Here is an 11,959-nt window from a genome sequence, read left to right on the forward strand (position 1 = left end):
CGGCTCCCAGGCCGCCCCGTTCCCGCAGCCCTCGCGCCGCGACTTTGCAAAGGATGCCGTTATGCCCGCCCGCAATGACAGTGACGCCGCCGGGCAGGGGTGGCGCATCGGCGTGCTGTATTCACGCAGCGGCGTCACCGGCACCACCGAATCCCAGCATTTCTTCGGCACCGTCCTGGCCGTCGAAGAAATCAACGCCCTGGGCGGCGTGCTGGGCCGCCCGCTCGAACCCGTTGTCTACGACCCCCGCAGCGACAGCGAAGAATACCGCCGCCTGGCCGCGCGGCTGCTGCTGGACGACGAAGTCAGCGTCATCTTCGGCGGCTGCACCTCGCACTGCCGCAAGGCCATGCTGCCCGTCGTGGAACGCACCAACTCGTTGCTCTGGTACGCGTCCGTCTACGAAGGCTTCGAATATTCGCCCAACGTCATCTACACCGGCGCCGCGCCCAACCAGGGCAGCATGCAGCTGGCCGCCTACCTCATCCAGCACTGCGGCTCGCGCATCTTCCTGGTCGGCGCCGACTACATCTACCCCCGCGAAACCAACCGCATCATGCGCGATACCGTCGAAGAGCACGGCGGCGACATCCTCGACGAAACCTACCTGCCGCTGGGCTGCGACGACAGCGACATCTTCGACGTCGTCCGCGACATCCGCCGCATCCAGCCCGACGTCGTCTTCTCCACCCTGATCGGCGACGACGCCCAACGCTTCTACCGCCGCTACCACGAAGCCTGCCAGACCGAACCGGCCGCCCCGCACATCCCCATCGCCAGCCTCACCATGGCCGAATCCGAGGTCGCCGAAATCGGCGCCGGACTCTGCGTCGGCCACATCACCGCCGCCACCTACTTCAACACCCTGGACACCCCCGCCAACGCACACTTCCTGGAACGCTGGCACGCCCGCTTCGGCGACCAGCCCGCCAGCGTCTACGCCGAAAGCGCCTACAGCCAGGTGCACCTGTTTGCCCGCGCCTTACAGCGCACCGGCAGCATGGACACCCGCAAACTGGTCCAGGCCGTCCATCAAGTGGCCTTCGATGCCCCCGAAGGCCGCCTGTCCATCCTGGCCGAAAACAACCACTGCGTGCTCACCCCCCGCATCGGCGTCTGCCGGGCAGACGGGCGCTTTGACATCGTCTGGCAAAGTGGCGAGCCGGTAAAACCCGACCCCTACCTGACGGCCTTCGGCCTGGACGAGTTCTGGTTGAAATAAGCATGGACCATAGCCTACGCCGCCTCTACGAAGACCTGCGCAGCGTCGCCGTCGCCGTCGCCTATCCGCCCGGCGAAGACCGCGACCTGCTCGTCGAACAGCTCAAGCGCATCGGCTGCCGCATCCACCTGTGCTGGCCGTTCCCCGACAAACCCCCGGCCGGCGCCGACGTCGTCTTCTTCCAGGTCTCGCAATGCGGCCAGAACAGCTCCGCCTGGTCCGCCAGCGAAGTCGAGGCCACCCTCATCGCCCTGTCCGAATACGAAACCCCCACGACACTGAAGCAACTGCTCAAGACCAACGCCCACGGCGTCCTGACCCGGCCGTTCCGTTCCGCCGGCATCCTCAGCACCCTGGTCCTGGCGCGCTCCGCCAAACAATTCCAGAGCCGCCAACAGAACAAAATCGACAAACTCGAAAACACCATCAAAGCGCGCCGCGTCATCGAAAAAGCCATCCGCGTCCTGATGGACCACCAGCGCCTGGACGAACGCGCCGCCTACGAACACATGCGAACTCGCGCCACCGGCCTGCGCGTCAGCGTCGCCGAGGTCGCGGCCATGATCATCGAGGCCAGCGAAGCCATGGAAAAGCTGGGCCTGGGCGGCGCGCGTTCCCACCCGCCCACAGACACAAATACAGGAGGAGGCAAGGCATGAAAGTCCTGATCGCCCGCATGAACCACGAGACCAACACCTTTTCACCCGTGCCGACGCCGCTGGCCGCCTTTGGTAACGACGGCCCCACCTATGGCGTCCAGGCCTACGAAGAGAACAAGGGCAAGCGCACCGCCATGTCCGCCTTCATCGACCTGGCCGAAGCGCAAGGCGCAACGCTGGTCACCCCCGTCTCCGCCACCGCCTACCCCAGCGGCCGCGTTGACGGCGAGGCCTACCGCCAACTGTGCGACCGCATCGTCGCGGGCGCCCAAGGCTGCGACGCCATCCTGCTCGACCTGCATGGCGCCATGGCCGTAGAGACCACCGACGACGGCGAAGGCGACCTGCTGGAACGCCTGCGCCAGCAAGCCCCCGACGTACCCATCGCCGTCGCCCTCGACCTGCACGGCAACGTCACCCAGAAAATGGTCGGCAACGCCGACGTCATCATCAGCTTCAAGACCTACCCCCACATCGACATGTACGAAACCGGCGAACACGCCGGCCGCATCCTGTTCGACTGGCTGTCCGGCGGCCCCCGGCCCACCATGGCCTGGCGCCGCCTGCCGCTCATGACCCACACCCTGCGCAGCAACACCGCCGAAGGCGCCATGCGCCGCGCCGTCCAGGCCGCCCGTGGCGCCGAGGCCGGCGGCATGCTGGGCGTGTCCGTCCTGGCCGGCTTCGCCCTGGCCGACATCCCCGACCCGTGCCTGTCCGTCATCGTCGTCGCCGCCGGCGATGCCGAGGGCGCCGACCGCGTCGCCGCGGGCCTCGCCGCCGCCATCTGGGAAGACCGCGACGGCTTCGTCTACGAAGCCGAACCCCTGGCCGCCTCCCTGGACCGCGCCGTCGCCCTGTCACGCGGCGCCGACCGCCCCGTGCTGCTGCTGGACCACGGCGACAACTGCATGTCCGGCGGAACCTGCGACACGATGGACGTGCTGATGGCCGCCGTCGACGCGGGTCTCACCGGCATCGTCGCCGGCCTGTACTGCGACCCAGAAGCGGTACAGGCCATGATCCAGGCCGGAGAGGGCGCCAGGGTGGAACTGCCGGTCGGCAACAAACTGCCCATCCCCGCCATCGGCCGCCCCGCCAAGCCGGTCACGTTGCGCGGCGTCGTGCGTGCCATTACCGACGGAAGCTACGTCATCACCGGTCCCACCTACACCGGCCAGACCGCCTGCATGGGGCGTAGCGCCGTGCTGGACATCGGCGCCGCGCAGTTGGTGCTCACCGAAAGAACGCATGAACCGTGGGACCTGGGCGTTTTCGAAAGCCTGGGCATCAACCCGCGCGAGGCTCGCTTCGTCCTGGTCAAGTCGCGCATGTACTGCCGGCCGGTCTTCGTGCCGATCTCGTGCGCCCTGGTCGAATGCGACAGCCCGGGGGTGACCAGTTCGGACTTCTCGCTGTTTCCGTATCAGCGGCGGAATCGGCCACGGTATCCGCTGGATCCGTTCAAGCCGGCGTCGGTGTCGCCGTGAGGGTGTTCGACCCGTCCACATGACATGGTTCAGCACGTTTCCCTGAAGCCCCAGGACGCATTCGCCAGGGGATGCCGGTCGCTTGCGCAAGAAGTCGCCCGGTATCCCTTCTTACATAGGCCGTCCGACATCTCTTCATGAAACCGCCCGGCAATCAGCCCACGGCTTGAACCGCGCCGGCCTTTCCAGTTCAATGGAACATTGCGCGGGCGGCACGCCGCCGCCCGCCGGTTTTCCTGTCGGAGTGGCGTATGGCTACGGTGCATTTGCTGTCGGACGACGAAGTCCGCAAGAATCCCCAGGCGTGGGCGGTGTTCGAAGACATCCGCGCCACCCGCAAGTCCGATTTCGTCAATAACTTCTGGCGCGCACTGGCCAACGACCCGCCCCAGCTCGAACGCGTCTGGGGCCAACTGAAGCAAGTCATGATGGCCGAAGGTGAACTCTCGCCCCTGGTCCGAGAAATGATCTACATCGCCGTCTCGACGGCCAACGGCTGCACCTACTGCATCCATTCCCACACCGCCGCCGCCCGCGCCAAGGGCATGACCGACGGCCAGCATGCCGAACTGCTCGGCGTCATCGGCATGGCCGCCCAGACCAACGCCTTGGTCACCGCCATGCAGGTCCCCGTCGACGACGCCTTCGCGGTGAAGTAGGGCGGCGCCGTGGCCATCGTCCCGCTGTTTCCGCTTTCCAACGCCCTGTTCCCCGCAGGCGTCATGCACCTGCGCATCTTCGAAGTCCGCTATCTGGACATGATCCGCCGCTGCATCGCCGACGGCACCGAATTCGGCATCGTGGCGCTGCTGGCGGGAAATGAGGTGCGTTCCCCCGAAGGCACCGAGACCCTGGCCCCCGTCGGCACCCTGGCCCGCATCGACACCTGGGACGCGCCCATGCCGGCGCTGCTGCAGGTGCGCTGTGCAGGGACAAGCCGTTTTCGGCTGGTTTCCAGCCAACTGGCAAAATACGGTCTTTGGATGGGCGAAATCGAGCCCATCCCCGACGACCCGATCCTTCCCGTGCCCGCCGCCTTGCAGCCCTGCGCCGACGCCCTGGGCCGCCTGGTCGCCCAATGGCAGCAAGCCGGCGTCCCCGCCGACCGCATGCCCCTCGCGCCGCCGTACCGGCTGGATGAGTGCGCCTGGGTGGCGGATCGCTGGTGCGAACTGCTGCCGCTACCGCCCGCCGAGAAGGTACGGTTGCTGGCGCTGACGGACCCGCAGGTGCGTCTGGCGGCGGTGCATGCGGCGCTGGATGGCCGGCTGCCGTAAGTACGGGACGGCTGGTAAAGCAAGCGCTGCTGGCCGACGGCGCAAGCACTGGGCTGCCTTAAGCGTCCGCAGCGGGAGTGGGGCGCCTTAGAGCCGGTTTCAGTTGGCCGTGGCGACATGCCAAGGATCATCGGGCTGCAACCGACTGCGGCGGCATTGCAGCAGGTCGGATAAGCATTATTTTTTGGACACCATGAATATAAGAATCGACGAAGGCCTGCGCGCCTATATAGACCCCCTGACCGACGACGAGCGCGACGCCCTCGAACGCAGCCTGTTGGCCGAAGGCTGCCGCGACGCCCTGGTCCTGTGGGGCGACCTGCTGGTCGACGGCCACAATCGTTATGCCCTGTGCATGAAGCACGGCATCGAATTCCAGACCCGCCAGAACACCTCGTTCAAGTCCATGGAAGACGTCCACCTCTGGATGATCGAAAACCACCTGGGCCGGCGCAGCGTCTCCGACTTCCAGCGCGGGGTGTTGGCGCTGCGAAAAAAAGAAATCCTGCAATCCCGCAGCGTGCCACCGTGGGAAGACGACGGCAGCACCCCGCCGCCTCCGATTCCGCCCGCGCCGCCCGCCGCCGCCATCAGCCGCCAGACCCTGGCCCGCGAGGCGCGCATCAGCAGCAGCACCCTGGGCCAGATCGAGAAAATCCAGAAAGCCGCCGCGCCGGAGTTGGTGCGGGCGGTCAAGGATGGGGCGATTTCTATCAATGCGGCAGCCGCGGTGGCCACGTTGCCGCCGGATCGCCAGGCTGCGGCGGTGGCAGGGGGCAAGAAAGAGCTCCAACAAGCCGCCCGCGAAGTCCGCCAGGCCAAGGCCCCGCCGCCGCGTGAGGCAGTGCCGGATATCCCTATCGAGAATATCGCCGACCTGCCCGCGGAAGTGGCGCGGTTGCGGGAGTTGCTGGCCCGGCTGACGGACGAGCGGGATCAGTTGAAGAAAAAGATCATGCATTTGACCGTGGCGCTGGCCGAGGCGCGCAATGCGTCGGGCGGCGGGGACGATTAAGGAATTGGAACCGGATATGGGCCAACAGCAGCTATTCGCGGAAGATCGGCTCGATGCATGGTTCGACGGTTCCGCCATCTGCGTCGTTGCGGTTAGCGCCCATGGGGATCCGCTGGACCTCGGAGAAGAAGAGGTCAGGGCGCTGATTGCAAAGCTTGAGCGTTGCTTGGCGCAGTCCCAGGCTTGAATGAATAACGGCCGACGGGTTTGCCAATAGCGGTTGGTGACCGGATTCTCGCGGGTCAGCGCAGATTACCCGTCCGGCTCCGCGTCTCTCCCTGCGCCCGGCCTTGCGCCTGGCGGCCAAGGTCGGTCATGGACAACGGCATACCCGTGCACTTTAATGGTCGCTAGTCCTTGAACCCTCCTGGGAGGTTCCAATGATTGACCATACAGGTATCGGCGTGGCTGACGTTGCACGGTCCGCCAAATTCTACGACGCGGTCCTGGGCGCATTGGGCCTGCGCCGCGTCATGCAGATTCCGAGCGATATCGGCTCCGATGCCGTCGGGTATGGCATCGACTATCCGATTTTCTGGATCGACAGGTTTCATCCGCATAGTGTGCAGCAGCACACCGCGTTTGCGGCCAAGAGCCGGGCGGAAGTCGACGCTTTTCACGCGGCTGCGATGAAGGTGGGCGGGACTGATAACGGTGCGCCCGGCCTGCGCGATACTGCCCAAGGCTATCCGGCGGGCTACTACGCTGCGTTTGTGCTGGATCCTGATGGTAATAATATGGAGGCCGTGTTCCGCGGTGGTTGAGGTTGGTTGACGGCGGGCTGTCGCTTAGTCGTCAAGACTTAGCTCGGAAGATATCTCTCGGTCGGCGCTTTGTCGAAACCATAGTCTGACACTATTGTTCGAGGACGCTATTCGGATAACTCGCCAAAGACGTTCAGCGCATGGGTGTCCCAGCTTCACCAGAATTTGTACCAACGCTTAACCGGGGATGGGGAGGACGAGCGTTCTGCGACGACCTGTTTGCCTTGCTGCAACCCGCTTCTGGTGATTAGGTCCTTGGGGGGCGACGCATCGATCGATTTCTGGCTAGAAGCGTCTTTGCCTGCAGCATTCCACCACCCCAGGCACAGCTCTCCGATGGTGGTCGTGAGGGCGCTCTCGAAGTCGCGTGTGACGTCGGAATAACCAGTCTTCGCGTGTACCAACTCATGAATCAGTACGCTGGAAAACTCCTCGAAGGAGCTCAGCTGGCGGCGCCAGATGACGATGGACGAGGTGGATGGGTCCCAGCAGCCCAAGGTCTGACCACCGCCCATCAGGTCCGGGCGCATGGTGTTCGAAATCTTGATTGCGGACACCTTGGCAGGTGTGCCACCGAACGCGTTGATAACAAAGGCGGTGGTGTCGAGGATCTTACGCTCGTGACTGTCGAGCGTTTCGACCTCCACGAAATCAAATTTGAAGCTGTCGTTGTAGGTCTCGGTGAACTGCGTGAGGTCAACCATTCGATTGCCTTCAACATCAACCGAGTCGGTGATTTTGGCCCGGAGATTTTCAGGAATCGTGAGAATCGTATTGCCGCTTTGGCGTGCTTGGTCTATCAGGTCTGGGAAGCGCATCGCCTCAAGCGCGGTCACCATCAGCACCTTGTCCTGAGCGTTGAGGATGCGCACGGCGTGCTCCTGCACGTCAATCCACGCCAATTCGTCATGCATTTCGCCCGATTGGAATCGGGAGATATCTTCGGCCAGCTTGCGCGCGACATCCCCGCTAGTAGATGCCAACAGGATTTTCTTGACTGAATCCGAGTACGCAGTACGACCGACATGGGAGCGCTCTCGGTTGATGGCCTTCTTGATAGCCGAACTTAGCAGAGTGATGTTGTAAGAAAACAGGAAATTGGCTTCCTCTGCCACCTTCACGCCGTTGATATAGATCGCACCAAATCCTGAACTGCGGCTAATGATCTGGCCGAAACGCGTGGTCGCAAGCAACTCCTCATCGGAGAACGCTAGAAACAAGGCTTTGGCTGCCTCCATTTCCTTGTCTTCGACCCCCTCAAGCTCAAACTCTGTGCCGACGAATGCCGGATCCAGAGGATCCTCGATAAGAGCGTGCAAGGTCCAGATGTCACCGAACCCGTGCTTTGCTGATGTTTGGGTCGTGATAGTTCCGAACCGTGACCTGATCCGAGCCCTGACACCATGGCGTTCGAAGGTGGCCAGGGCGTCCTTCAGTCCGATGCCAAATCGGCCGATTACTAAGGGGCTGTCGAGCTTTTCCTGATTCTCGTTCTGGGTGAGATGTGTATACCGAACACCTCGGCCACTATCCCGAATGAGCCATGTGCCGTTGCGTTTTTCGATCACAATCGGCGCGGTTCCCGTCAATATCTGTTCGTCAAGTGAGTTGGCTATAACTTCCCGAATACCATGGCGAACCTCCCAATTCTCTAGAATTTTCTCTATGTTGAGATCGAAACTCTTGCTCGCCATCTGAGCTTCTCCTTTAGGTCTGCTGGCTTAGATGGATAGCATTATAGGTAAGACCTTCGGCCAGATATAAAAAAGGTCTCAGCCTACGATTTTTTTGATAGACCGTAGTCCGAAACCATTTTTTCTGCGCGGTTACCTATCCGAAAGGTCACCGTTTGAGAGCCAATGGCTGTTTTTCCGACAACTGTGAAGAAAGCTCGGCGCGGGCGTCAGCCGTTAGTCAAATCTGCTCTACATTGATTTGCCAAGATCAGAGAGCCGCAAGTTTGGGGAACAACGATATGCGAAACGACACGCAAGCGTCATGCCGTCTCCGTTTGCGCGAATTGAATCATCAGACCACGTTTGGGTTGAGCTTTCCTCCAAAGCGTAGTCTGACACCTTACTTTTTGGGTTTCCGTCGCAAGGGCGCTCCCAGCATTTGACGCCTTATAAATTTATTCAGTGGGGCTTTCGCTCTGCAGTTCAGCAAACTTGGTAGCCATGGTCGGGTTCCCGCGCGTCAGTTTCTTGACGGTAAGGTCTTCGGCCTTGTCGTTAGCCAGGCGCAGATTGTTGGCCGACTTGTAGAGTGCATCCTTGGTTTTTTCCAGGTCCTTGATGGCTTCGTCGATGCGCTTGACGGCTTCCTCGAAGCCGTCGGAGGCAAGACGCCAGTTGCGGCCAAACGAGGTTTTGAAGTCTTCCAACTGACTCTCGAAACGAGTGATATCCACGTTCTGCGCTTTCATTAGGGCCAGCTCGGACTTATAGTGCAGCGAGTTCATGGCCGCATTGCGTAACAACGTGATCATAGGGACGAAGAATTGAGGCCGCACCACGTACATTTTTGGATAACGGTGCGACACATCGACTATGCCGCTGTTGTAGAGCTCGCTATCAGGCTCCAGCAGTGAAACCAGCACCGCGTATTCACAGCTCTTTTCCGAGCGGTCCCTGTCCAGCTCTTTGAAGAAGTCCTCGTTCTTTTTCTTGGTGGCAGTCTGATCGTTCTCGTTTTTCATTTCGAACATGATGGAGACGATTTCGGTCTGCTCGTCGTCGCTTTCGCGAAAGATGAAGTCGCCCTTGCTGCCGCTGCTAGCGTCGTTGTCCTTCTCGAAATAGGCACGAGGAAAAGCGCTGGCACGAATGCGGTTGAACTCAATTTCGCAATGTTGCTCCAGTGTTTCGCCGACCATCTTGGTCGAGAGTCTGGCCTTCATGTCGCGGAGACGCTCAATGGCTTCGTCACGATCCTTGAGCTGGGTTTCGTACTTGTCCTTGAGAGATTTTTCGGCCAATTCCTTTTCTAGTGCGGCACGATCCAGGTGGTTTTTGAACGTGTCACGCTCTTGCTGCACCTTGCCTACGGCCTCTGCAATCGCCAACTGATGGCTGACTGACGTCGCGTCCAGTTGAGATTTCAGCATTTGCAATGCGAGTTCTTTGCTGGTGGCTGCTTTTTGCAGCTCGCCTTCCAGCCGATTTTGGGCCAGTTCGGCCTGGGCCTTTTGTTCAAGCTGAGTCTGGCGCAGTTGTTGCGCAAGCTCGTCGCGCTGCTTTTGCGCATCGCTGACGGCGTTGTTCACGGCCAGTTGGTGCACCACAGTTTCGCTGTCCAATTGGGCTTTTAATCTCTGGATTTCCGCATCCTTGGCCGCCGCGCTTTTCTCAAGTTCGAGCTGCAGCCGCGTGGCAGCCAACTGTTCGGCGTTTTGCTGCTCGCTTTGCGCTTTGGTCAACTGGTTGAGCAGCCCGTCACGCTCTTTTTCTAGTCCGCTCAGGGCTTCGGCTACGGCCAGCCGGCTGGCCATGGCAGCCGCTTCTAACTGGTTTTTGAGTTCCTGAATCTCTGCATCCTTGTTGGCGACGCTGCTCGTCATTTCACCAGTCATCCTGGCTTGTTCTAGAGCGACGGCATTGTGCTTTTCCTGCTCGGCCAGCTGTAGCCGCTCGTGCAACTGCTTCTCTAGCTCTTTACGCTCCTTGTCGAACTCGCTGTCGCGAACCTGTTTTTGAATATCGGCATAGCCAGCTTCGTCGATCTTGAACGCTTTCTTGCAATGAGGGCAAATGATTTCGTGCATGGAGTGTTTGGTATCGAAGAGAAGATGCGCAGCTTTGAGCTGCCCGTATAGAAACCTGAATTCTCAGCTATTGAAAACCGTAGTCTGACACCATTGTTCTGGTGAACGTTCAGTTGCCGGAAATGGAGCCCACCGCTGATTTCGCATAGGCTTCCGTCTGAGGCGCCACAGATTCAGAGACTCAGTCTTAGCCAATGTTCAGTGAAGATGGATAGGCAAGCTCAATGTGCGATGTCACTTCTTGCCCTCCACCTCGCGTTTCTTCAGCGGCGGTTCACTATCCATGGCGAAATGGGGATCCGTCGGCCGAACGGGTGGCGTTGCCGGAGCGGATTTCGCTGGAGGAGGGGGCGGCTTGCTGGGCTTATTCATCATGGTCCTTTTTAGTGATCGGACGATCCTTATAATCTTCCATCACGAGATTCGGCTCCGACCAGCCACCGGGTGGAACGGAATTGAACGGCGCTTGGTTGGGAGTCGGCTCCGGCTTTTGGGCGGCAGGTTTATTCTGGTTTTGGTCTGTGCTCATGTTATTTCTCCATTAGTTAACTCTATTGCCATACTGCGTCGACATCTATGGTACGAATCCCTTGAAAAATGACTATGGGTAGATTTGGGCCAACTTTTTCAACCATTTGCACCTGTGCGCGATGTATAGGTTGGTCCTTCAAATCTCCAAGCACGAAGCAGAAGAACGCAATTATCGTGAGGAGAATAGCGTTGAACAGAATTTTGTGGATTGCCAGAATGGCGTTTGAGCGAGCGCCGTTTAGCTCCGCATTCACCGAGGTACATATGACATAGTGTCTTCGAATGTCCTTCTCCGCCCAAAGGTTGACGTGACGAGCGACATCCTCATTATCACGGCAGTCCTCGGTCGGGTTTGCTTCGTAGTAACTTCGAAGTCTAGCGCGAAAAGTCTCCACTTCCAGAGGGGTCGGCAAGTATTGATAGAGGTGGCCGGAACTGACTCGAAGAAAAACAACTCCAGCGTAAAAGACATTGAGAACCGCTAGTCCCAAGAAAAGGTAAAAAGTATAACTCGCCCAGCTTCCTTGCACGTGTCTCGCAGCGAAGAACAAGAAGCCCTGGGCGGTCAATAACGGCAAAGCAAGTGCCAAAGGTATTTGCAGGCGTGCGGGGAAGTTTTCTCGAACGTCAGTCTGCGCCCGATATAGGTCTTCGTAAACGCTAAGCACGAGCGTTGATGGTGGAGAGTCAGACGGTAGCCAATCCTTCATGCGGTCGACATGGTGCGTGGTTCCCAGTGTACGGAGTCTTTGCCACTTTGCAGCGACCCGTTTGATCGCTGACCATTCTGCACACTTGCGCCAGCCCGCTTTAATCCAATGTTGTAGCCTCACGCCAAGCCCTTCCTCGCTTTTGCACCTCCGGACAGAGCGGAGACGGCGATTTTTCTGTCTCTGCATAACTAAATGTCGTGCAGAGGATGAAGAATCGTAACGCAGTACGAAATTTTCATCACGCGATATAGGAAGTTTGCGAAAAATATGGTGCCAAAACTACGTTTTGGATGAGCATTCCTGCAAAACGCAGTCTGAAACCCTATTCTCGGTTCGTAAGCCTTAACCGTCGGAATTGTCGCTAAGATCCTCGCCTGGACCCTGGACCTCTATCCATTCTCTGGCGGGTTTGCCACTCGAGTTGATCCGGGCGCGCCACATACGACCCTCCTCATCCAATGCAAATAATGTCGGTACCTTATCGCCGTCAGCCGTTGTCGTGGCAAGCTGAACAATTTTTGGCAT

Annotated in this window: 11 protein-coding genes; 7 read left to right on the forward strand and 4 right to left on the reverse strand. The window is 59.8% G+C overall.

The features are described from left to right. Nucleotides 1-61: 61 nt before the first annotated feature. The 7 genes from AC3WMR_RS09900 (at nt 62) to AC3WMR_RS09930 (ending at nt 6,427) form a co-directional block, all read left to right on the forward strand. Complete coding sequence (locus AC3WMR_RS09900; RefSeq protein ID WP_492262943.1) at nt 62-1,222, forward strand: transporter substrate-binding domain-containing protein; 1,161 nt, start codon at nt 62-64, stop codon at nt 1,220-1,222. 2 nt (nt 1,223-1,224) lie between these two features. Beyond that, nucleotides 1,225-1,881, forward strand: a complete 657-nt coding sequence (locus AC3WMR_RS09905; RefSeq protein WP_492262944.1) for an ANTAR domain-containing response regulator — start codon at nt 1,225-1,227, stop codon at nt 1,879-1,881. After that, a complete protein-coding gene (locus tag AC3WMR_RS09910) occupies nt 1,878-3,371 on the forward strand; it encodes a M81 family metallopeptidase (RefSeq protein WP_492262945.1) in 1,494 nt (497 codons plus the stop codon). The genes AC3WMR_RS09905 and AC3WMR_RS09910 overlap by 4 nt, the downstream gene beginning before the upstream one ends. 251 nt (nt 3,372-3,622) lie before the next feature. Beyond that, on the forward strand, nt 3,623-4,030 hold the full coding sequence (locus AC3WMR_RS09915) for a carboxymuconolactone decarboxylase family protein (protein ID WP_183002662.1): 408 nt from the start codon (nt 3,623-3,625) through the stop codon (nt 4,028-4,030). A gap of 9 nt (nt 4,031-4,039) precedes the next feature. Beyond that, the gene (locus AC3WMR_RS09920) at nt 4,040-4,648 is read left to right on the forward strand and encodes an LON peptidase substrate-binding domain-containing protein (RefSeq protein WP_492262946.1); all 609 of its coding nucleotides are present in this window, start codon (nt 4,040-4,042) and stop codon (nt 4,646-4,648) included. A gap of 193 nt (nt 4,649-4,841) precedes the next feature. Then, nucleotides 4,842-5,663 (forward strand): ParB N-terminal domain-containing protein, encoded by an 822-nt coding sequence (locus tag AC3WMR_RS09925; RefSeq protein ID WP_492262947.1) that lies wholly within the window; start codon nt 4,842-4,844, stop codon nt 5,661-5,663. 380 nt (nt 5,664-6,043) lie between these two features. Then, nucleotides 6,044-6,427, forward strand: a complete 384-nt coding sequence (locus AC3WMR_RS09930) for a VOC family protein (protein WP_492262948.1) — start codon at nt 6,044-6,046, stop codon at nt 6,425-6,427. 155 nt (nt 6,428-6,582) lie between these two features. On the opposite strand, the gene AC3WMR_RS09935 is transcribed toward AC3WMR_RS09930, so the two are convergent. From AC3WMR_RS09935 to AC3WMR_RS09950, 4 genes are all read right to left on the reverse strand, one after another. After that, nucleotides 6,583-8,121 (reverse strand): hypothetical protein, encoded by a 1,539-nt coding sequence (locus tag AC3WMR_RS09935; protein WP_492262949.1) that lies wholly within the window; start codon nt 8,119-8,121, stop codon nt 6,583-6,585. Nucleotides 8,122-8,558: 437 nt separating this feature from the next. Then, nucleotides 8,559-9,917 (reverse strand): DUF2130 domain-containing protein, encoded by a 1,359-nt coding sequence (locus AC3WMR_RS09940; protein WP_492263305.1) that lies wholly within the window; start codon nt 9,915-9,917, stop codon nt 8,559-8,561. 637 nt (nt 9,918-10,554) lie between these two features. Continuing rightward, the gene (locus AC3WMR_RS09945) at nt 10,555-10,719 is read right to left on the reverse strand and encodes a hypothetical protein (protein WP_492262950.1); all 165 of its coding nucleotides are present in this window, start codon (nt 10,717-10,719) and stop codon (nt 10,555-10,557) included. A gap of 22 nt (nt 10,720-10,741) precedes the next feature. After that, nucleotides 10,742-11,554, reverse strand: a complete 813-nt coding sequence (locus AC3WMR_RS09950; protein ID WP_492262951.1) for a hypothetical protein — start codon at nt 11,552-11,554, stop codon at nt 10,742-10,744. Nucleotides 11,555-11,959: the final 405 nt, after the last annotated feature.

This window comes from Achromobacter sp. FW305-C-28 (assembly GCF_058783235.1).

Excerpts from the sequence above, each read along its gene's own strand:
- AC3WMR_RS09915 (WP_183002662.1), top strand. The coding sequence starts at position 3,623 with ATGGCTACGGTGCATTTGCTGTCGGACGACGAAGTCCGCAAGAATCCC.
- AC3WMR_RS09930 (WP_492262948.1), top strand. The coding sequence starts at position 6,044 with ATGATTGACCATACAGGTATCGGCGTGGCTGACGTTGCACGGTCCGCC.
- AC3WMR_RS09940 (WP_492263305.1), bottom strand. The coding sequence starts at position 9,917 with ATGGCCAGCCGGCTGGCCGTAGCCGAAGCCCTGAGCGGACTAGAAAAA.
- AC3WMR_RS09900 (WP_492262943.1), top strand. The coding sequence starts at position 62 with ATGCCCGCCCGCAATGACAGTGACGCCGCCGGGCAGGGGTGGCGCATC.
- AC3WMR_RS09910 (WP_492262945.1), top strand. The coding sequence starts at position 1,878 with ATGAAAGTCCTGATCGCCCGCATGAACCACGAGACCAACACCTTTTCA.
- AC3WMR_RS09925 (WP_492262947.1), top strand. The coding sequence starts at position 4,842 with ATGAATATAAGAATCGACGAAGGCCTGCGCGCCTATATAGACCCCCTG.
- AC3WMR_RS09905 (WP_492262944.1), top strand. The coding sequence starts at position 1,225 with ATGGACCATAGCCTACGCCGCCTCTACGAAGACCTGCGCAGCGTCGCC.
- AC3WMR_RS09945 (WP_492262950.1), bottom strand. The coding sequence starts at position 10,719 with ATGAGCACAGACCAAAACCAGAATAAACCTGCCGCCCAAAAGCCGGAG.
- AC3WMR_RS09935 (WP_492262949.1), bottom strand. The coding sequence starts at position 8,121 with ATGGCGAGCAAGAGTTTCGATCTCAACATAGAGAAAATTCTAGAGAAT.